Below are 19820 nucleotides of genomic sequence, written 5' to 3'. Positions count from 1 at the left end.
CGTGGAACGCCTGCAGCACTGTTCCAGCCGGAGAAAAAGATGAGTGAGACATTCAGGGCCTTGATGATCGTCGATCATGAGGGCAAGCCCAAGGCCGAGTTCCGCGAATTGACGCTGGCGGAACTGCCCGACCACGACGTGCTGGTCGAAATTGCCTTCTCGACGCTCAACTACAAGGACGGGCTGGCGGTGTCCGGCAAGGGACGCATCGCGCGACGCCTGCCGATGGTGGCAGGCGTCGATATTGCCGGCACGGTGGTTGAATCGCGTTCGCCGGAATGGAAAGCGGGCGACAAAGTCGTGGTCAATGGCTGGGGCCTGTCGGAAACCGAATGGGGCGGCTATTCGCGCTTCCAGCGGGTCAAGCCGGAATGGCTGGTCCGTCTCCCCGACGAATTCAGCTTCGAACAGGCGATGGCGATCGGCACGGCCGGCTATACGGCCGCACTTTGTGTCAACGCGCTTGAAGCCTGGGGCATGATCAAGCCTGGCGGCCGGGAAGTGCTGGTGACCGGGGCTGCCGGCGGCGTCGGCTCGACCTCGGTCAGCCTGCTGGCGAGCAAGGGCTATTCGGTTACGGCCTCGACCGGGCGGCCCGAAACGCATGACTATCTGGCCGGGCTGGGCGCAAGTGCCTTCATCGACCGCGCCGAACTCGCCGAAAAGGGCGGGGCGCTGCAAAAGGAGCGCTGGGCAGGTGCTGTCGATTCGGTCGGTTCCACGACGCTGGTCAATGTGCTGGCGCAGACCGTCTATGGCGGCGCGGTTGCCGCCTGCGGGCTGGCAGGCGGCGCGGACCTGCCTGGGACGGTGATGCCGCATATTCTGCGCGGTGTGGCGCTGCTTGGCGTGGACTCTGTGATGGCGCCGCGCGCCAAGCGGGAGGCAGCGTGGGCGACGCTGGTCGCGCATCTGGACAAGAAGCAGCTTGAGGCGATGACGACGGTGGCGCCGCTGTCCGATCTGCCGCGCCTGGCCACCGAGATCCTTGCCGGCCGGGTCCGCGGTCGCGTGGTCATCGACGTTTCGGCCTGAGCTCGCGCCTATGCGACGGATCGCGTGCATTGGCGGTGCGGTTCTCGACAGGAAATATCATGCCCGCAAGGCGCTGGTGTTCGGCACTTCCAACCCGGTAGAAGGGGGGCGCGGCTTCGGCGGCGTTGCCCGCAATGTCGCCGAAAATCTGGCCCGGCTCGGCGTGCCGGCCAGTTTCGCGTCCATCGTCGGCGATGACGAGGACGGGCGCGCTTTGATCCGGCATCTGGCAGAACTTGGCGTCGATGTCAGCCCGGTCATCACCACTGGTGCGCACCCGACGGCGGAATATGCCGCTATCCTAGGACCGGACAACGACCTGGTGCTCGGCATCGCCGATATGGGCATATTCGATCGGTTCGGCCCCGAGCAGCTTGATCGCATCTGGCCCCACATCGCTTCCGCATCCTGGGTATTTGCCGATTGCAACCTGCCCGAGGCGACGCTTGCCGCCCTTGTCGCCAGAAGGCAGGCAGGCCGGTTCAGGCTCGCCATCGATGCGGTTTCCTCGCCGAAGGTCTTGCGCCTGCCCACCGACCTCACCGGCATCGACCTCTTGTTCCTCAACAATGACGAGGGCAATGCCCTTTTGGGCCGCAACGGGCCGTCTGGCCAGTTCGTGCCGAAAGAGACCGCTTCGCGCCTGCGGCAATGCGGGGCGGCCGAGGTCGTGGTGACCATGGGCGCGGACGGAATTGTGCTCGCCTCGGATAAAGGCGTGGTAAAGGTCGAGTCCGTGCCGGCTCACCCGGTGGACGTGACGGGTGCGGGTGACGCCATGATTGCCGGCACGCTCTGTCGTATAGTGGCCGGTGAGGATTCGAGCACCGCGGTTCGTACCGGCGCGCTGGCTGCGAGCCTGACGATCGAGAGCGAGGCAAGCGTCCGCCCGGATCTTTCCGTACAATTGCTTGCTGCCAATATGCACAGACTTCCCGCCTGACAGGAGGCTTAAAATGTCCACATCGATCTCCATCCGCTATGGCAGCGAGGTTGCCGCCGCAAGGCAGGCCAACGGCCCGATCGTGGCACTCGAATCGACCATCATCACCCACGGCATGCCCTATCCGGCCAATCTGGAAACGGCGCGCGCGCTTGAACAGACGGTACGTGACAATGGCGCGACGCCGGCCACCATCGCCATCATGGCGGGCAAAATCTTCGTCGGCCTGGATGATGACCAACTCGCTGTATTGGCTCAGTCCAAGGACGTGGTGAAGGCGTCGGGGCGCGACCTTGCCGCCATCATGGTGCGCAAGGGCTGGGGCGGCACCACGGTATCGGCGACCATGCGGATCGCGAGCCTTGCCGGCATCGATATTTTCGCGACCGGCGGCGTCGGCGGCGTTCATCGCGGGGCCGAAGCAAGTTTCGACATTTCGGCCGATCTGGTCGAACTCGGCCAGACCGGCACCACGGTGGTCTGCGCCGGCGTCAAATCGATCCTCGATATTCCCAAGACGCTCGAATATGTTGAGACCCAGCGCGTCCCGGTGATTGCCTTCGGCAGCGACGACTTTCCGGCCTTCTATACCCGCTCCAGCGGGCTCAAGGCCGATCATCGACTGGACCGGCCCGAAGAGATCGCCGAGGCGATGATCATCCATGCAGGGCTCGGTTCGGGCACCGGCATCCTTGTCGCCAACCCGATCCCTGAAGCCGATGCGCTCGATCCCGCCTTCATCGATCGCACCATTGCCGAGGCCGTAACCGAGGCTGAAGGGAAGGGCATAGCGCGCAAGGAGGTGACGCCGTTCCTGCTTGAGCGCATCAACCAGCTTTCCGAGGGCAGGAGCCTCAAGGCCAATATTGCGCTGGTAAAAAACAATGCGGCGCTGGCTGCCAGGATAGCCGTTGCCCACAGCCGCTTGAAAAACCAGCAGAAATAGCGATGGCGCGACAAAATTCGTTTGTTGCAAATTTGTCTAAAATGCCGCCGTCTTAACCATAAGCTCAACTAAGGGTGGATTAGCGGCGCCTAATTTATTTTAATAGAGGCGGGCGGCAACAACGAGGAAGCGTTTGACTCACGCGATTCCGGCCGAACAGAACGGACATTCCGACGACCGTCCCGCCATTATTGTTCTCGACCATCACGCTTTGTCGCGAAGTTGCCTCGCTCGTGTTCTTCGCAGTGAGTTTCCGGACTTTGCCGTTCTGGAGATGGAAGTCGCGCAGCAGCTCGACGATATTGCGGGAAACTATATCAGCGTCGTCGTCCTCAATACCGGCAACTCGTTCCTGACTGATGAGCCTGTGCGGGAGGGCCTTGCCTGTCTGCATCGCTCATTGCCCGGCTGCCCCTTCATGCTTCTTACCCAGATCGATGAGGCCGCCATATCGGATGCGGTCATCACGGAAATCACCCGATATGGCGTCAGGGGCTGCGTTGCGGATTCCGCCTCCATCGAGATCGCGCTTGCCGCCCTGCGGCTGCTGATGGCCGGCGGCGTCTATTTCCCACGGTCGATGCTGATGGATGGTCCCGAACAGGCGGCCGCCTCTCACAATATCACCGCGTTGCCGCCGGCCTGGGCTATCAGTGAGGTGGCGCCCGAGGTTTCTTCCGCCGGCGACAGGATGGATATTGCATTCACCGAACGTGAGCGGCAGGTGCTCGCGACCTTGTTGCGGGGCCTGTCCAACAAAGTGATCGCCCACGAACTGAATTTGTCGCAGAACACGGTCAAGTCCCATATCTCGCACATCATGCGCAAGCTGCACGCGACGAACAGGACGGAAGCCGTCATTTTGTCCCAATATGCCTATTCCGCCCCGAATGGCGGGGCCGATACGTCCAAGACCTGACCGCAGCCCGGCCTGCGAAGGACATTGTCACGCCGCTTGCCGACAGGGCCTGCTCCTTGCGCCGTCTTCGTGTATCTGATTCCCTTGCAATGGTGCGATTCGGGCAGGGGGGCAGTGCAGGATACGGATATGATGAGTGCTTCCAAGAAACCCGAGATTTCAGAGATGAGGCCGAAGCTGACCGTCATCGGTGTTGGCGGCGGCGGCGGCAATGCCGTCAACAACATGATCGAGGAAGGGCTGGAGGGCACGGAGTTCATCGTCGCCAATACCGACGCCCAGGCGCTCACAATGTCGAAGGCGCCGCGGCTGATCCAGCTCGGCGCCCTGGCGACCGAGGGTCTTGGCGCTGGCTCCCTGCCGGAGATCGGCCAGGCGGCGGCCGAGGAATCGATCGATGAGATCATGGACCATCTCAACGGCACCCATATGTGCTTTGTCACCGCGGGCATGGGTGGCGGCACCGGAACCGGCGCTGCGCCGGTGATCGCCCGTGCGGCAAGGGCGGCAGGCATATTGACGGTCGCGGTCGTCACCAAACCCTTCACATTCGAGGGCAGGCGGCGCATGCAGATGGCCGATCGCGGCATCGAGCTGCTGCGTGAGGCGGCAGACACCGTCATCGTCATTCCGAACCAGAATCTGTTCAGGGTGGCGACCGAAAAGACCACCTTCGAGGATGCGTTCGGCATTGCCGACAAGGTGCTCTATTCGGGCGTCAGCTGCATCACCAATCTCATCGTCAAGGAAGGGCTGATCAATCTCGACTTCGCCGATGTCAGAACGGTCATGCGCGGCATGGGCCGGGCGATGATGGGCACCGGGATCGGCACCGGCGAAGGCCGGGCCCGCAAGGCGGCGGAAGCTTCGATCGCCAATCCGCTGCTGGACGAAAGCTCCATGAAGGGCGCCAGAGGTGTGCTGATCTCGATTTCGGGCGGCATGGACATGACGCTGTTCGAGGTCGACGAGGCCGCGACCCGCATCCGCGAGGAGGTGGGAGACAATGCCGACATCATCGTCGGGGCCATTTTCGACCAGTCGCTCGAAGGGCAGTTCAAGGTTTCCGTCGTCGCGACCGGCTTGGAAGCATCGCAGGCCGAGAACGATATCGTCGTCAATCCGGTGGCGAATTCGCAGCAGGTCCGCCCGCAGTCGCTGCAGTAGCTGCGGCGCCTGCACCTGCAGCAGATGCTGCCATTGCGCGCAGCACTGCGGGACTTTGTAGTGGAGGCGAAGGTAAGCCTGCGGTTTTCCTTTTGCGGCTGGTAATGCCATAACCGCCTGCGGGCAGGAATCACTTCCTCCTGCCTTCGCCATCAGGTTCCTCCCGCAGCGTTGTTGCCCTTCATGCTCGACTATCTCGTTCTCATCGCTTCGGCCTTCTTCGCTGGCATCCTCAATACGATTGCCGGCGGCGGCACTTTTCTGACCTTTCCCGCACTCGTCTTTGCCGGCATCCCACCGGTGGCCGCCAACGCCACCAGCGCGGTTGCGGTCTTTCCGGGCTATCTGGGGGGCGCGGTCGGGTTTCGCGGTGAACTTGCGGCTTTCAAGCGGGCCGAGCTTGCCAAAATCGTCGCCTTTACGCTGATCGGCGGCCTGATCGGTTCGCTGCTGCTGCTGGTTTCTTCCAACGAGGCCTTTTCCGTCATCGTACCGTTCCTGCTTCTGGTGGCGACGCTTGCCTTCGCCTTTGGGGACCGGGTGCAGCACTGGGCCCGGCAAAGCCGCTTCGGCATCCGTCCGCAGGGCCCGGTGGGAACCATGCTGGTCTCGATCTATGGCGGCTATTTCAATGGCGGGCTTGGGATCGTGCTGCTGGCGCTGTTTTCGCTCTGGGGCATGCGCGACATCAATGTGATGAACGGGCTGAAGAACGGGCTGTCCTTCGTGCTGTCGGCCATTTCGGTCGCCACTTTTGCAGCCGCGGGCATCGTCGCATGGCCGCAGGCGTTGATCATGATGGTGGCGGCAATCGTGGGCGGCTATGCCGGCGCGCCGCTGGCCAGGGCGCTGCCCAAAAGCGTGGTTCGCGGCATCGTCATCGCCGTCGGAGCGGTGATGAGCGTGGTGTTCTTCGCGCGCCTGTTCATTTAGGGAGGCGGCTGCCGCCAAACGGGTGGCGACAGCCGGAACGTTGCGAGCCTAGAAAGTGTCTTCCTGCGGCCGACGCTTGTAGAGCCTCGCGGTGAAATCCTCTGTCCGGTCCTTGCGGCTCTTCATCGGATCGTAGAATTCGGAGCGAGGGGGTTCATGCGGAGATTCAGCCGACTCCGCTTCAGCTTCATTTTTCAGCATGGCGGCGAAATAATCCTCGGAACACCGGTTCGCAACCCCCTGTTTGGGAGGTTTGCTTCACATTCGAATAGAAATTGCATCCGGACGTGAAGATCATGGGCGCTTTATGCGGCCACCAAAGCCTTTCGCGCCTCCAGGATCTGCACGCAGGCATTGGCCGCTTCCTGTCCCTTGACCTTGAAATGATCGAAAAAGAAACGGCGATGTTCTTCCCCGTCATGGAAATGGTGCGGGGTGAGCACGGCCGACAGTACCGGCAGGCCGGCATCGAGTTGCACGCGCATCAGCCCGTCCAGTACGGTGCCGGCGACGAAGTCGTGACGGTAGATGCCGCCATCGACGACCAGGGCACAGCCGAGGATCGCCGCATAGCGTCCGGTTGCCGCCAGCGTCTTGGCGTGGAGGGGGATTTCAAGCGCGCCGGGTACGTCGAAAATATCCACGGCCATGCCGCCGTTCGAAAGGGTTGCAATGGTTTCGACAAATGAAGCCACGCATTGATCGACGATTTCGGCGTGCCAGCGGGCACGGACGACGGCGACGCGCGCGGTTTCGAATTGATTCTGGGGGATCTGATTCATGGGTCCTTCCTTCCGACAACCAGAATCAGGACGCACGAGACGGGACGTCCTCCGCTCAAGCGGCGATGTCCCGTTCGTTCTCTTTCATCCGGACTGTAACCGTCGGCTCCGGAATTCAACCGGATCTGCTGACCTTCCCGGATCCCCGGAAAGCGCTCGCGGGCTCAAGCTTGCGCTCTTACCGCCGGTGGGGACTTTCACCCCGCCCTGAGAACAATTTACACCGATCCTATGCCCCAACAGCGCGGCGATGGTCAATCGCTATCGGGTGAACGGATCGTGCCTGAACCAAATATGGCAAAGTTGCATGCCAGATGGTGACGCGGGGCAAGCTTTTCGCTATGAGGGAGTAACCGCGGGTACGGCTTCTGTCGGCGGGACCGGAATTTGTCCCGTCCCGCTCCCGGAACGGCCCTCGCGGCGAGGGGGAGAACTCGGATTGGCCGAGTGATGCATGCCCTCGCAGAGGTTGGATTTTTCGCGTGATCCCACGACCTGCAAGGCTGGGGTCACGGATAGCTTAGGACGGTCCCGATGCCAGCTTATCGCTCCCGCACCACAACCCACGGCCGCAACATGGCCGGCGCACGCGGCCTTTGGCGCGCCACCGGCATGAAGGACAGCGATTTCGGCAAGCCGATCATCGCGGTGGTCAATTCCTTCACCCAGTTCGTGCCGGGGCATGTGCATCTGAAGGACCTCGGCCAGCTTGTGGCCCGCGAGATCGAGAAGGCCGGCGGCGTCGCCAAGGAATTCAACACCATCGCGGTCGATGACGGCATCGCCATGGGCCATGACGGCATGCTCTATTCGCTGCCCTCGCGCGAAATCATCGCCGACAGCGTGGAATATATGGTCAATGCGCATTGCGCGGACGCCATGGTCTGCATTTCCAATTGCGACAAGATCACGCCGGGTATGCTGATGGCCTCGCTTCGGCTCAACATCCCGACCGTCTTCGTCTCCGGCGGGCCGATGGAAGCCGGCAAGGTGGTGCTCGGCGGCCAGAAGAAGGCGCTCGACCTGGTCGATGCCATGGTGGCGGCGGCCGACGACAATGTGTCGGACGAGGATGTGCAGGTGATCGAGCGCTCGGCCTGCCCGACCTGCGGCTCCTGCTCGGGCATGTTCACCGCCAATTCGATGAACTGCCTGACCGAAGCGCTCGGCCTATCCTTGCCCGGCAACGGTTCGACGCTGGCCACCCATGCCGACCGCGAGCGCCTGTTCGTGGAAGCCGGCCATCTGATCGTCGATCTGGCCCAGCGCCATTATGAGCAGGATGACGAAAGCGTGCTGCCGCGCAACATCGCCTCCAAGAAGGCGTTCGAGAACGCCATGACGCTCGACATCGCCATGGGCGGCTCCACCAATACCGTGCTGCATATCCTTGCCGCCGCCCATGAGGGCGAGATCGATTTCACCATGGACGACATCGACGCGCTGTCGCGGCGCGTGCCGGTGCTGTGCAAGGTCGCGCCTGCCAAGGCCGACGTCCACATGGAGGACGTGCATAGGGCAGGGGGCATCATGGCGATCCTCGGAGAGCTTGATCGCGCGGGGCTGATCAATCGCGACCTGCCCACCGTTCACTCCGAAACCATCGGCGATGCGCTTGACCGCTGGGACATCGCGCGCGACACCGCGACCGGAACGGCAAAGTCGCTTTTCTTGGCAGCTCCCGGTGGGGTGCCGACGCAGGTTGCCTTCAGCCAGAACCGGCGCTGGGACGATCTCGACCTCGACCGCGAAAACGGGGTGATCCGCAATGCCGCCCATCCCTTCTCCAAGGATGGCGGGCTGGCGGTGCTCAAGGGCAATCTGGCGACCGACGGCTGCATCGTGAAGACGGCCGGCGTCGATGAAAGCATCCTGAAATTCTCCGGCCCCGCGCGGGTGTTCGAGAGCCAGGACGATACCGTCAACGCCATCCTGACCAACAAGATCAATCCGGGTGATGTGGTGGTGATCCGCTATGAGGGGCCACGCGGCGGGCCGGGCATGCAGGAAATGCTTTACCCGACCAGCTATCTGAAATCCAAAGGTCTGGGAGCGGCCTGCGCGCTCATCACCGACGGACGCTTTTCAGGCGGCACCTCCGGCCTGTCGATCGGCCATGTCTCGCCCGAAGCGGCCGAGGGCGGCACGATCGGCCTGGTGCGCGAAGGCGACATCATCGAGATCGATATTCCGGGTCGCACCATCCATCTCAGCGTGGACGCGGCCGAACTGGAGAGGCGCCGCGCCGAGCAGCAGCAGGCAGGCTGGAAGCCAGGAAAGCCACGCAAACGCAAGGTGACGACCGCGCTCAAGGCCTATGCCGCTTTCGCCACCAGTGCGGCGCGCGGTGCCGTGCGCGATCTCGGCGAGGGCTGATTTGGCACAATGAACGCCGCGACCTGCGCCATAGCAGCCAGGCAGGCTGACATAAGGCGCGTCGCGGCAATTCAGTCTATGTAGCGCAGGATCGGCGCTCGATTTCACAAGGCGACACATCGGCCGCCATAAAGCAGGGCCAGAAAAAGTGACGGAAGCTTCGCAGACCATGGGCCGCGCACCGGCAGACAACACCGCCTATGCGGTGATCCTGGCGGTCAGTTTCGGTCATCTGGTCAACGACGTCATGCAGTCGCTGCTGGCGGCCATCTATCCGATGCTGAAGGTCGATTACGGCCTCGAATTCTGGCAGATCGGCCTGCTTACGATGATGTTCCAGGTGACGGCGTCGCTGCTGCAGCCCTTGGTCGGCTTCTACACCGACAAACGGCCTATGCCCTATTCGCTGCCGGTCGGCATGACTTCGACCATGTGCGGCGTCATCACGCTGGCCTATGCCCAAAGCTATCCAATGCTGCTTTTGGGTGCCGGCTTGATCGGTATCGGCTCGGCAATCTTCCACCCCGAATCCTCGCGCGTGGCGCGGCTGGCTTCCGGAGGCCGCTTCGGCTTTGCCCAGTCGATGTTCCAGGTCGGCGGCAATTGCGGCTCGGCGCTCGGGCCGCTGCTGGCGGCCTTCATCGTCGTGCCGCGCGGCCAGACCAGCGTGGCCTGGTTCGCGCTGTTTGCCTTCGTGGGCATGCTGGTATTGAGTTGGGTGGGCCGTTGGTATAGCGGCTATCGCCGTGCCGGCAAGCGTCCGGTCAGCCACTATCTCGTCTCGCTGCCGCGCCGCAAGATCGTCATCGCCCTGGTCGTGCTTGCCATGCTGGTGTTCACCAAGAACATCTATATGGCGAGCCTGTCGAGTTACTACACCTTCTACGTCATCCACAAATTCGGCGTTTCGGTGCAGGAATCGCAGATTCTACTGTTCATCTTCCTTGGCTCGGCGGCAGTAGGCACTTTTGTCGGCGGGCCGATCGGCGACCGCTTCGGCCCGAAATTCGTGATCTGGTTCTCCATCCTCGGCGTGCTGCCCTTCACACTGGCGCTGCCCTATGCCGACCTGTTCTGGACCCGCATCCTGACCGTGCTGATCGGCCTGATCCTTGCCTCGGCCTTCTCGGCCATCGTCGTCTTTGCCCAGGAACTGGTGCCGGGGCGCGTGGGCATGATCGCTGGCATCTTCTTCGGCTTCGCCTTCGGCATGGGCGGCATTGCGGCGGCGGTGCTCGGCGTCATCGCTGACGCCAAAGGCATCGACTATGTCTATACGATCTGCTCCTTCCTGCCGCTGCTGGGACTGCTCACGATCTTCCTGCCCTCGCTGAAGGACACCCGCAACCACTGATGCCACCCACGCCGTTCGGCAACGATTTGGCTTGCGGCACGTTTCCCGTCGCTGTTACGGCGTGCGCCACGCATTTTGGCGACGAAAAGGGGGCGATCTTCGCATGAGCTTGGACCAGATCCTGTCAATCGGCGTCATCTCACTGATGATGGCGGCGTTCATCTGGGGTCGGTTCCGCTATGATCTCGTCGCCGCCGGGGCGCTGCTTGCGGCAATTGCCGTCGGCGTCGTGCCTTATGATGCGGCATTCGATGGTTTCAGCGACGATATCGTCATCATCGTTGGCAGCGCGCTCCTGGTCAGCGCCGGCGTGGCGCGTTCCGGCATCATGGAACTTGCCATCAAGCGCTATGCGCCGAACGTCTCGTCGGTGCGGGCGCAGGTGGCGCTACTGGTTATCACCGTCACCGTGCTTTCGGCCTTCGTGAAGAATATCGGCGCGCTGGCAATCATGATCCCGATCGCCTTGCAGTTCGCGCGCCGTTCCGATGCCTCGCCCTCGGTGTTCCTGATGCCGATGGCATTCGGCTCGCTGCTTGGCGGGCTGATGACGCAGATCGGCACCTCGCCCAATATCGTCGTTTCGCGCCTGCGCGAGGAGATTACCGGCACAGCCTTCACCATGTTCGACTTCACGCCGGTCGGTGCGGCGCTGGCGCTGGTGGGCTCAATCTTCCTGGTGCTGTTTTACGGCCTGCTGCCGCAGCGCACGCGCGAAAACGCCTCGATGCATGAGGCGATCGACATCAAGAACTATGTCACTGAGGCCAAGATCGTGGAGGGCTCCATGGTGCTGGGCAAGCCCGTGGCGGATCTGATGAAGCTTGCCGAGGGCGAAGCGGTCGTTACCTCGATCCTGCGCTCCGGCGGGGTGCGCATCACGCCGCTCCCCGATGCCGTGCTGCGCCAGGGCGATGTCGTGCTGATGGAAGGCGACCCACAGGCGCTCGATCGTCTGGTGGCGCAGGCCAAGCTCAGCGTCACCGGCGGGCGCGATGGCGTGCGCGGCCAGGCCTCCGAGATTGAAGTGGTCGAGGCGGTGATCGGCGAAAACTCGATGCTGATCGGCTGGTCGGCGCAGCGGCTCGACCTTTATGACCGCTTCAACGTCAATTTGCTGGCGGTCAGCCGCAAGGGTGAGCGCCTGACTGAACGCCTCGGCACCATCACGCTCAAGCCCGGCGATGTCATCCTGCTGCAGGGCAACCGGCAGGCGTTGCCGGAAATCCTGCGCGATTTCGGCGTGCTGCCGCTTGCCGAGCGCAAGATCCTGCTGGGCAGCGTGCGCCGTGGCATCGTGCCGGTGCTGATCCTGATTGCCGCCATGGGTGCGACAGCGACAGGCCTGCTGCCGGTGGCCGTCGCCTTCTTCGCGGCGGCCGTTGCCATGGTTCTGTTCAACGTCATTCCGATCCGCGAGGTCTATGCTTCGGTCGACGGGCCGATCCTGGTTATGCTGGCTACCCTTATCCCGGTCAGTGATTCCCTGCGGCGAACCGGCGCTACCGATGTCATGGCCGGCTGGCTGGCGGAAATGGGCGCGGCACTGCCACCTTATGGTGCGCTGGCGCTGATATTGGTGGCGGCGATGGCCGTCACCCCGTTCCTCAACAATGCGGCAACGGTGCTGGTGATGGCGCCGATCGCCGCCGGCTTCGCCGCAAGCCTCCATTACCATCCGGAAGCGTTCCTGATGGCGGTCGCCATCGGCGCCGGTTGCGATTTCCTCACTCCCATCGGCCACCAGTGCAACACGCTGGTGATGGGGCCGGGCGGCTACAGGTTCAGCGATTATCCGCGGCTCGGCCTGCCCTTGTCGGCAATCGTCATCATCGTCTCGGTGCCGATGCTGATGCTGGTCTGGCCGTTGAAATGAAGGAATGCGGCGCCCCTTCCTGAAGCATGATCTTGCCCGAAAAGTCTGCAACTTTTCGGGATCATGCTCTGGCGGGACGCCGCATCATCGTCAGCCCTTGGCCGGCAGGGCCGGCTTGTGGGCGGCTGCCTCGCGCTCGCGATGGTGCTGCCACCAGTTGCCGAGCAGGAGCAAGATGGGGGCGGCGATGTAGATCGAGGAGGTCGTGGCCACGAACACGCCGAACACCATCGGTATGGCGAAGTTCTCCACCGCGCTGCCGCCCCAGATCGCCATGGGCAGCATCGACAAAAGGATCGCGCTCGACGTGTAGACGCAGCGCGCGATCACTTGGTTGATGCTCATGTCGATCAGTTCCCGAAGCGGCATCTTCTTGAACAGCCGCAGGTTCTCGCGCATGCGGTCATAGACCACCACCTTGTCGTTCAGCGAATAGCCTATGATGGTGAGCAGGGCCGCGATTGCCGTCAGGTTGAAGTCGAGCCCCAGCAGCGCAAAGAAGCCCACCGCCTTGGTGGTGTCGAGCATCAGCGTCACGATGGCGCCGATGGCGAAGTTCCATTCGAACCGCCACCAGATGTAGACGAGCATGGCAAGGGCTGCCAGCACCACCGAAAGCACGCCGGAACGCGCCAGCTCGCCGCTGACCTTGGGCCCCACCACCTCCGTGCGCTCGAATTTCACGTCGGGGTAGACCTTCTGCACGGCCGATTTGACCTCGGTCACCGCCTTGGTCTGGGCCGCTTCGCCACCTTCCTGGCGCTGGACGCGGATCAGCACGTCCTTGTTGCCGCCGATCTGCTGCAGCGCCACCTCGCCAAGATCGAGATCGCCCAATGTGGTGCGCAGCGTCGCCAGATCGGCGGGCTGTGAGGTGGTGATCTCGACCTGGATGCCGCCCTTGAAGTCGATGCCGTAATTCAGCCCCGGCTTGATGAAGAGGCCGATCGAGGCGAGCGACAGCACGATGGAAGTGGCGATGCCGAGGAAGCGGGCATTCATGAAGGAGATCGACGTCTTGTCCGGGAAGAACTTGATCAGCGGATGGATGTGGATCGTCTTCATCTTGCGGCGGCGCACCACCTCCGTCATCACCACACGCACCACGGCCACCGCCGTGAACAGCGACAGGCAGGTGCCGAGGATCATGGTGATGGCAAAGCCGCGCACCGGGCCCGAGCCGAACATGAACAAGAGGCAGGTGGCGATCAGCGAGGTGACGCTGGCATCGATGATGGTCGAATAAGCGCGCTTGAAGCCGAGATCGAGCGCCGCCATGGCGCTGACCCCGCGTTTCGTTTCCTCGCGTATTCGCTCGTTGATAAGGATATTGGCGTCGACGCCGAGCCCGATGCCGAGGATGATGCCGGCTATGCCGGGCAGCGTCAGCGTTGCGCCCAGCAGCGTGAGGGCTGCGAAGGTCAGCGTGAGGTGCAGGAAGAGCGCGACATTGGCGATCATGCCCCACATGCCGTAGAGCGCGACCATGAACAGCACCACCAGGGCGAAGCCGGCGATACCGGTATAGATGCCCATCTGGATGACGTCGCCGCCGAGATCCGGCCCGACCGTGCGTTCCTCGATCACGGTCAGCGGCGCGGGCAGGGCGCCGGCACGCAGCAGAGCCGACAGAACCGTCGTATCCTCTACGGTGAAATTGCCGCTGATCTGGCCCGAGCCGCCGGTGATCGGCTCGCGGATGACGGGGGCGGACAGCACCTTGCCGTCAAGAACGATGGCGAAGGGCCGGCCGACATTGGCGGTGGTGATCTCGGCGAACTGCCGCGCGCCGATACTGTCGAAGCGGAAGGAGACGATCGGCTCGCGGGTGCGCTGGTCGAACCCGGCGCGGGCATCGGAAAGCCGCTCGCCGCTCAGCGCCACGCGGTCCTCGATCGGGTATTTCTGGCCGGTCTTGGCATCGGGCAGCATGGTCACGCCCGGCGGCAGGCGGTCGCCATCGACATTGGCGACCATGTGGAAGCCCATCTTGGCGGTGCTGCCGAGCAGTTCGCGCAGCCGGGTCGGGTCCTGCAGGCCCGGAAGCTGCACCAGCATGCGGTCGGAGCCGACGCGCTGGATCGTCGGTTCGGCGACGCCAACCTGGTCGACGCGCTGGCGCACGATCTCAAGGCTCTGCTGCAGGGCGGCATCGAGCCGGTCGCGCAGGCCGGCTTCGGTCAGCGTCACCTTGATCTGGTCCGCGTCGGAAGCGACGGCGATGTCCGCCTGGCCGCCGCCAAGGCCCAGATTGCCGACCGGTACGGCCATGCCCTGGAGGATTTCCAGCGCCTTGGCGCGCTGTGCTTCATCCGTGACGCTGATGACCACGGCGTCGCCGGCAATGCGGGCCGATTGCGGGGTGATGCGCTCCTTGCGCAAGGCGGCGCGCGCGTCGTCGAGTACTGAGCGGAGGCGATCGGCTTTAAGTGCTGCCGAATCGACTTCCAGCACCAGATGCGAGCCGCCCTGCAGGTCGAGCCCGAGGGTGACCTGATGTTTCGGGAACCAGGAGGGCATGGCGGCAAGCTGCCTGGCGGTGAAAAGATTTGGTAATGCAATGATGATGCCGGCGAGGATGATCGCGGCATAGGTCATGATGACCCATCGGGAGGTTTTCATGTCTCTGATCCCATGAGACGGAATTGCCGGCGCGCTATTGCGCCGTGGCAAAATCCGTCATTTCGTGGAAGCCGCGCTGTGCGCGGCTGCGGGGTCAGAGGATGAAGGGCGGGGCGCGGGCACTGAAGCCGCAAGGCGCGGCGGAATAGGAAGAGGTCTCCAGCGAAGCCGAAAGGACATGCTGTCCTTCAGTCTGCACGGTGCGGATTTCGGGCGGTACGACCGCCGGGTCGGCGTCGCCGCCGGCCTGCGCCGGCAGCAGCCTGAGGTTCTGCCAGTCGGCAATGGCGAGGTTGCGTTGCTGTATGAGCGTCTTGTGGCCGCCACCGGCATATTGGCTGGTCACGCCCGCCGGGCCATCGGCGGCGATGCGCGCCAGGCGCAGCATGGAAGAACCGCCCGCCAGGCCGTGAATGGCCGCCAGGAACAGGGCAAACCACAGCAATGCGACGGATTTCACTCCGAACCTGTGCTGGTTGTCTGTCTTGTTCGGGTTCATCGTCCGCGTCGGTTCCCGGCCTTGCCGTGCCATTATATGGGGCAGCGGCGCAGGCTCTTACAGCATTGCGGCGAAACTACCAATGCCGCACCGCTTTTTTCCCTGGCCGGCTGGCGACGCCGGTGGACTTGTGGAAGGGCTTCGCCTGCTTGTAGGCTCACTAGCAGATTGATCGAAAGAGCGAATATCAAGACGGGTTTTCAGGCAGATGAGGGTTAAGGAGTAAGGATATGAGCAATCATCTGAATTTCTACATCGACGGCAAGTGGGTTGCGCCCGTGGTAGCCGCGACGCTCGATGTCATCGATCCCTCGACCGAGGAGGCCTATACGAAGATTTCGGTGGGCTCCAGGGCCGATGTGGACAGGGCGGTTGCCGCCGCGCGCGCTGCCTTTTCCCGTTTCTCACAGACGACGAAAGACGAACGGCTGGCGCTGCTGCGCAAGGTGCACGAAGTCTATGTCCGTCGCTATGAGGACGTGGCGCAGGCGATCTCGCAGGAGATGGGCGCGCCGATCACCTGGGCGCGCGAGGCGCAGGCGGGCGCCGGGCAGGGGCATCTGGAATCCACCATCAAGGCGCTGGAGGATTATCAGTTCAGCGAACTGCGCGGATCGACCATGGTGGTTAGGGAGCCGATCGGCGTTTGCGCGCTGATCACGCCGTGGAACTGGCCGCTCAACCAGATCGTCTGCAAGGTGGCGCCCGCCCTTGCCGCCGGCTGCACGGTGGTGCTGAAGCCCTCCGAGATCGCGCCGATCAGCGGCATTGTCTTTGCCGAGATCATGGATGAGGCGGGGGTGCCCAAGGGCGTCTTCAACCTCATCAACGGCACCGGGCCCGATGTCGGGCAGGTGATGGCCGAGCATCCCGGCGTCGACATGGTATCGTTTACCGGCTCGACGCGGGCCGGCATCCTTGTGGCGAAGGCTGCGGCCGATACGGTCAAGCGCGTGGCGCAGGAGCTTGGCGGCAAGAGCGCCAATATCATCCTGCCGGACGCCGATTTCGCCCACGCCGTGCGCGAGGGCGTCAATGCCTGTTTCGGCAATAGCGGCCAGTCCTGCGATGCGCCGACCCGCATGCTGGTGCCGGCCACGCGTCATGATGAAGCGCTGGCGGTGGCGAGGCATGCGGCAGAGGCGCACCGCACCGGCGATCCGCGCTCGCCCGAAACCCAGCTCGGGCCGGTGGTGAGCCAGCTTCAATATGACAAGATCCAGCGGCTGATCGAGGCCGGCATATCCGAAGGCGCAATGCTGGTGACGGGTGGCCCCGGCCGGCCGGAAGGCCTGAATCGCGGCTATTACATTCGCCCGACCGTGTTCGGCCATGTTACGCCTGACATGACGATCGCGCGCGAGGAGATCTTCGGGCCGGTGCTCTCGGTGATGTCCTATGAAGATGAGGACGATGCCGTGCGCATCGCCAATGACACTGTCTATGGGCTTGCGGCCTATGTGCAGTCGCGGAACATCGACAATGCCCGCCGCGTGGCGGCGAGGATGCGCGCAGGTTCCGTCTATCTCAACTATCCGGACTGGGACACATTCGCACCTTTCGGCGGCTACAAGCAGTCCGGCAATGGCCGCGAATATGCCGATTGGGCGATCCACGATTTCCTGGAGATCAAGGGCATTGTCGGCTACGGAGCGTGATCCTTGCCAAATGTCCAAATTTGGACTATATCCAGATATGGACAGGAGGTTCATATGGCTCAACCACTTGCCAGGGAAACAGGCCCCATCGCATCGGAGCCGGTGCGCCTCGACCGGAGCCGGTTTGCGCCGGCCAACAGGCGGCGGCTCAGCGCCCCGGCCTTGCGCACTTTCCTGGCCATTGCCGATCTGTGGGGGCTGAGTGAGGAGGAGCGCCGGCTCGTCCTCGGCTATCCGTCGCGCTCGACCTATCACAATTGGGCTAAGCTGGCGCGCGAGCATCGCGGCGTCACGCTGGACGTCGATACGCTGACCCGCCTTTCTGCCGTGCTCGGCATCCACCAGGCGCTGGGCGTGCTGTTTGCCACGGAAGGCGAGAGCGTGGCGTGGCTGCGTGGTCCGCATCGCGCCACGGTTTTCGGCGGTAAGCCGCCTTTGGCCCTGGTCACCAGCGGTTCCTTCGACGCGTTGCTCACCGTGCGCCGTTTTCTCGATGCCGCTCGCGGCGGCCTCTATATGGAGCCGAACGAGGTCGATGCCGGCTTCATGCCCTATGATGAAACGGACATCGTCATCGGGTGAGCGAAACCTTCCTGCCGGCGCCGCAGCCGAGCTGGCGGCTCATTCCCTCGCGCTTTCCGCCTATCGGCCTGTTCGACACGGTGGCGACCGCGGCCGACCTCGAAGCCGTGATGGAACTGGCCGGCTGGACGAATGACCGGCTGGTGGCCGACCGAATCGATCGCCTGCCGCGCGAGGAGTGGGTCTATGGCAGGGCCAATGCCAGTATCGTCATGGCCGCCTTCCTGCATGTCGCGCCCGCTGGAGCCCGCTTCAACGGCCCGGATCTGGGGGCATGGTATGCTGCCGCCGAAATCCGCGTCGCCATTGCCGAGGTCGGTCATCATTTGCGGCGCGAGGCGGTGGCGCGGGGAGTGGCGGCGGTGAGCCGTACCTATCGTAGCTATTCGGCACGGCTGGATGGTGCCTATCTCGACATCAGCGACTGGCAAGAAAGCCGCCCGGAACTCTACGCGCCCGACAGCTACGCCGCCTCGCAGGCGTTCGGCGAATCCATTCGCGCCGGCGGCGGTGACGGCATGCTCTATGGCAGCGTGCGGCTGCGCGGCGGCATGAATGTCGCCGCCTACCGGCCAAGCAAGGTCAATGATGTCGTGCAGGCCGCCCATTATGAGGTGACGATACATGCGGGCGAGCGAAGGATCGAGGCGCGCAGGCTGGCGGCGGATGCCTGATCGGCGCAAGCGTTCCGATCAGATATGCAGCGCGTGGCCGAGCGCCTTGAGGGCCGCTTCCTGGAAACCCTCGCCCTGGGTTGGATGCGAGTGGATGGTGCCGGCAATGTCCTCCAGCGTAGCGCCCATTTCGATCGCAAGCCCGAAAGCCGCCGACAGTTCCGACACGCCCTGGCCGACGGCCTGGATGCCGAGCACCAGCTGGTTGTCGGCCCGCGCCACCACGCGCACGAAGCCGTCTTCGCCCATTTTCGTCATGGCGCGGCCATTGGCCGAGAAGGGGAACTGACCGATCTTGACCTCGCGTCCGGCCTTCCTGGCTTCCTCCGGCGACAGGCCGGCAGTGACGATTTCGGGATCGGTGAAGCAGATGGCGGGAATGCAGCGCTTGTCCCACGAGCGCTTATGGCCGCCAACGATCTCGGCCACCATCTCGCCCTGCGCTATGGCGCGGTGCGCCAGCATCGGCTCGCCGGTCACGTCGCCGATGGCATAGATACCGCGCATGGAGGTGCGGCACTGCTCGTCGATGCGCAGGAATTTGCCGGCGCGGTCGAGGTCGAGTTCCTCCAGCCCCCAGCCCTCCATCACCGGCTTGCGCCCGACCGTCACCAGCACCTTGTCGGCCGGCAGCTTCTTTTCCGCGCCGTCCTTGGTCTCGACAAGCAGGGCGTCGCCCTTCGAGGACAGGCGCTTGGCCTTGGCACCGGTCAGCACGGTGATGCCGAGTTCGCCGAGGCGCTTGACGACCGGCCGGGTGAGTTCGGCATCATATTGCGGCAGGACGCGCGGCTCGGCCTCGACCACGGTAACCTTGGAGCCGAGCTTGGCGAAGGCAGTACCCAGTTCCAGCCCGATATAGCCGCCGCCGACCACCACCAGCTTTTCGGGCAGTTTCGTCAGCGCCAACGCTTCGGTGGAGGAAATCACCGGCCCGCCGAAGGGCAGGGCGGGCAGTTCGACCGGGGCCGAGCCGGTGGCGATCACCATCGTGTCGGAGCGGATGACCTGCATGCCGGTCTCGGTCTCGACCTCGAGCGTGCGGCCGTCGCGGAAGCGGCCGCGGCCCTGGACGATCTTGACGCCCGCCTTTTTCAGCAGGCCCGCAACCCCGATATTGAGGCGGCCGACGATACCGTCCTTCCAGGAAATGGTCTTGGCAAGGTCGAGCTTCGGCGCCTCCACCGAAATGCCGAGCGGGCTCTTGCCGCCGGCCATATGCATGGCCTTGTCGAATTCCTCGGCGGCGTGGATCAGCGCCTTCGAAGGGATGCAGCCGACATTGAGGCAGGTGCCGCCCGGCTTGCCGGCCTCCACGATCACCGTGTCGATGCCGAGCTGGCCGGCGCGGATGGCGCAGACATAGCCGCCGGGCCCGGCGCCGAGCACCAGCAATTTGCAGGAGATGTCTTTCATGCGCGCTTATCTTTTTGTTGGACCATGATCTTTGCCAA

The 19820-nt window shown here is 63.6% G+C and carries 17 protein-coding genes and 1 riboswitch; of the genes, 12 read left to right on the top strand and 5 right to left on the bottom strand.

Annotation, left to right across the window (positions count from 1 at the left end):
* Window positions 1-39 precede the first annotated feature (39 nt).
* From EET67_RS10630 to EET67_RS10605, 6 genes are all read left to right on the top strand, one after another.
* Window positions 40-1035: an MDR family oxidoreductase gene (locus EET67_RS10630; protein ID WP_128626096.1), complete on the top strand. Its 996-nt coding sequence runs from the start codon at window positions 40-42 to the stop codon at window positions 1033-1035.
* A gap of 10 nt (window positions 1036-1045) precedes the next feature.
* Window positions 1046-1978: a carbohydrate kinase family protein gene (locus tag EET67_RS10625; protein ID WP_128626095.1), complete on the top strand. Its 933-nt coding sequence runs from the start codon at window positions 1046-1048 to the stop codon at window positions 1976-1978.
* Window positions 1979-1991: 13 nt separating this feature from the next.
* Complete coding sequence (locus EET67_RS10620) at window positions 1992-2924, top strand: pseudouridine-5'-phosphate glycosidase (RefSeq protein WP_128626094.1); 933 nt, start codon at window positions 1992-1994, stop codon at window positions 2922-2924.
* 133 nt (window positions 2925-3057) lie between these two features.
* Window positions 3058-3843, top strand: coding sequence for a helix-turn-helix transcriptional regulator (locus tag EET67_RS10615; RefSeq protein ID WP_245450838.1), 786 nt, complete (start codon window positions 3058-3060; stop codon window positions 3841-3843).
* Window positions 3844-3975: 132 nt separating this feature from the next.
* On the top strand, window positions 3976-5010 hold the full coding sequence (gene ftsZ, locus EET67_RS10610) for a cell division protein FtsZ (RefSeq protein WP_128626175.1): 1035 nt from the start codon (window positions 3976-3978) through the stop codon (window positions 5008-5010).
* Window positions 5011-5193: 183 nt separating this feature from the next.
* The gene (locus tag EET67_RS10605) at window positions 5194-5943 is read left to right on the top strand and encodes a sulfite exporter TauE/SafE family protein (protein WP_128626093.1); all 750 of its coding nucleotides are present in this window, start codon (window positions 5194-5196) and stop codon (window positions 5941-5943) included.
* 48 nt (window positions 5944-5991) lie between these two features.
* On the opposite strand, the gene EET67_RS25630 is transcribed toward EET67_RS10605, so the two are convergent.
* Together EET67_RS25630 and EET67_RS10600 are read right to left on the bottom strand one after the other, a co-directional pair.
* Window positions 5992-6144, bottom strand: a complete 153-nt coding sequence (locus EET67_RS25630; RefSeq protein ID WP_165899851.1) for a hypothetical protein — start codon at window positions 6142-6144, stop codon at window positions 5992-5994.
* Window positions 6145-6248: 104 nt separating this feature from the next.
* Window positions 6249-6725: a 6,7-dimethyl-8-ribityllumazine synthase gene (locus EET67_RS10600; protein ID WP_128626092.1), complete on the bottom strand. Its 477-nt coding sequence runs from the start codon at window positions 6723-6725 to the stop codon at window positions 6249-6251.
* A 72-nt stretch (window positions 6726-6797) separates the two neighbouring features.
* A riboswitch (FMN riboswitch) is annotated at window positions 6798-6944 on the bottom strand.
* A gap of 315 nt (window positions 6945-7259) precedes the next feature.
* On the opposite strand from EET67_RS10600, the gene ilvD reads away from it, so the two are divergent.
* The 3 genes from ilvD (at window position 7260) to EET67_RS10585 (ending at window position 12331) form a co-directional block, all read left to right on the top strand.
* Entirely contained in the window at window positions 7260-9101 is a 1842-nt protein-coding gene (gene ilvD / locus EET67_RS10595; RefSeq protein ID WP_128626091.1) for a dihydroxy-acid dehydratase, read from the top strand.
* Between the two features lie 169 nt (window positions 9102-9270).
* A complete protein-coding gene (locus EET67_RS10590) occupies window positions 9271-10455 on the top strand; it encodes an MFS transporter (RefSeq protein WP_128626174.1) in 1185 nt (394 codons plus the stop codon).
* A gap of 103 nt (window positions 10456-10558) precedes the next feature.
* Window positions 10559-12331: an SLC13 family permease gene (locus EET67_RS10585; protein WP_128626090.1), complete on the top strand. Its 1773-nt coding sequence runs from the start codon at window positions 10559-10561 to the stop codon at window positions 12329-12331.
* Between the two features lie 90 nt (window positions 12332-12421).
* On the opposite strand, the gene secD is transcribed toward EET67_RS10585, so the two are convergent.
* Together secD and EET67_RS10575 are read right to left on the bottom strand one after the other, a co-directional pair.
* Window positions 12422-14953: a protein translocase subunit SecD gene (gene secD, locus EET67_RS10580; protein ID WP_128626089.1), complete on the bottom strand. Its 2532-nt coding sequence runs from the start codon at window positions 14951-14953 to the stop codon at window positions 12422-12424.
* 94 nt (window positions 14954-15047) lie between these two features.
* Window positions 15048-15452, bottom strand: coding sequence for a hypothetical protein (locus EET67_RS10575; RefSeq protein WP_128626088.1), 405 nt, complete (start codon window positions 15450-15452; stop codon window positions 15048-15050).
* Window positions 15453-15682: 230 nt separating this feature from the next.
* Here EET67_RS10575 and EET67_RS10570 point away from each other — a divergent pair, with 230 nt between their 5' ends.
* Genes EET67_RS10570 through EET67_RS10560 form a run of 3 tightly spaced genes read left to right on the top strand, consistent with a single transcriptional unit; the run spans window position 15683 to window position 18366 of the window.
* Window positions 15683-17110, top strand: coding sequence for an aldehyde dehydrogenase family protein (locus EET67_RS10570; protein ID WP_128626087.1), 1428 nt, complete (start codon window positions 15683-15685; stop codon window positions 17108-17110).
* A gap of 54 nt (window positions 17111-17164) precedes the next feature.
* Window positions 17165-17692: an antitoxin Xre/MbcA/ParS toxin-binding domain-containing protein gene (locus EET67_RS10565; protein ID WP_128626086.1), complete on the top strand. Its 528-nt coding sequence runs from the start codon at window positions 17165-17167 to the stop codon at window positions 17690-17692.
* Complete coding sequence (locus EET67_RS10560; RefSeq protein ID WP_128626085.1) at window positions 17689-18366, top strand: RES family NAD+ phosphorylase; 678 nt, start codon at window positions 17689-17691, stop codon at window positions 18364-18366. Before EET67_RS10565 ends, EET67_RS10560 begins: the two co-directional genes overlap by 4 nt.
* 18 nt (window positions 18367-18384) lie before the next feature.
* Here EET67_RS10560 and lpdA read toward each other — a convergent pair whose 3' ends face one another.
* A complete protein-coding gene (lpdA, locus tag EET67_RS10555; RefSeq protein WP_128626084.1) occupies window positions 18385-19782 on the bottom strand; it encodes a dihydrolipoyl dehydrogenase in 1398 nt (465 codons plus the stop codon).
* Window positions 19783-19820 lie beyond the last annotated feature (38 nt).

The sequence above is a fragment of the Borborobacter arsenicus genome (genome assembly GCF_003934165.1).
Classification (GTDB): Bacteria; Pseudomonadota; Alphaproteobacteria; order Rhizobiales; family Rhizobiaceae; genus Pseudaminobacter; species Pseudaminobacter arsenicus.
Note: the sequence above shows the minus strand (reverse complement) of the source record. Positions and strands in the feature narration are given on the sequence as shown.

What these genes read in the sequence shown, in the direction of transcription:
- EET67_RS10620 (WP_128626094.1), top strand. Translation starts at nt 1,992, where the DNA reads ATGTCCACATCGATCTCCATCCGCTATGGCAGCGAGGTTGCCGCCGCA.
- EET67_RS10590 (WP_128626174.1), top strand. Translation starts at nt 9,271, where the DNA reads ATGGGCCGCGCACCGGCAGACAACACCGCCTATGCGGTGATCCTGGCG.
- EET67_RS25630 (WP_165899851.1), bottom strand. Translation starts at nt 6,144, where the DNA reads ATGCTGAAAAATGAAGCTGAAGCGGAGTCGGCTGAATCTCCGCATGAA.
- EET67_RS10575 (WP_128626088.1), bottom strand. Translation starts at nt 15,452, where the DNA reads ATGAACCCGAACAAGACAGACAACCAGCACAGGTTCGGAGTGAAATCC.
- EET67_RS10630 (WP_128626096.1), top strand. Translation starts at nt 40, where the DNA reads ATGAGTGAGACATTCAGGGCCTTGATGATCGTCGATCATGAGGGCAAG.
- EET67_RS10605 (WP_128626093.1), top strand. Translation starts at nt 5,194, where the DNA reads ATGCTCGACTATCTCGTTCTCATCGCTTCGGCCTTCTTCGCTGGCATC.
- EET67_RS10600 (WP_128626092.1), bottom strand. Translation starts at nt 6,725, where the DNA reads ATGAATCAGATCCCCCAGAATCAATTCGAAACCGCGCGCGTCGCCGTC.
- EET67_RS10625 (WP_128626095.1), top strand. Translation starts at nt 1,046, where the DNA reads ATGCGACGGATCGCGTGCATTGGCGGTGCGGTTCTCGACAGGAAATAT.
- lpdA (WP_128626084.1), bottom strand. Translation starts at nt 19,782, where the DNA reads ATGAAAGACATCTCCTGCAAATTGCTGGTGCTCGGCGCCGGGCCCGGC.
- ftsZ (WP_128626175.1), top strand. Translation starts at nt 3,976, where the DNA reads ATGAGTGCTTCCAAGAAACCCGAGATTTCAGAGATGAGGCCGAAGCTG.
- EET67_RS10570 (WP_128626087.1), top strand. Translation starts at nt 15,683, where the DNA reads ATGAGCAATCATCTGAATTTCTACATCGACGGCAAGTGGGTTGCGCCC.
- secD (WP_128626089.1), bottom strand. Translation starts at nt 14,953, where the DNA reads ATGAAAACCTCCCGATGGGTCATCATGACCTATGCCGCGATCATCCTC.
- EET67_RS10585 (WP_128626090.1), top strand. Translation starts at nt 10,559, where the DNA reads ATGAGCTTGGACCAGATCCTGTCAATCGGCGTCATCTCACTGATGATG.
- ilvD (WP_128626091.1), top strand. Translation starts at nt 7,260, where the DNA reads ATGCCAGCTTATCGCTCCCGCACCACAACCCACGGCCGCAACATGGCC.
- EET67_RS10565 (WP_128626086.1), top strand. Translation starts at nt 17,165, where the DNA reads ATGGCTCAACCACTTGCCAGGGAAACAGGCCCCATCGCATCGGAGCCG.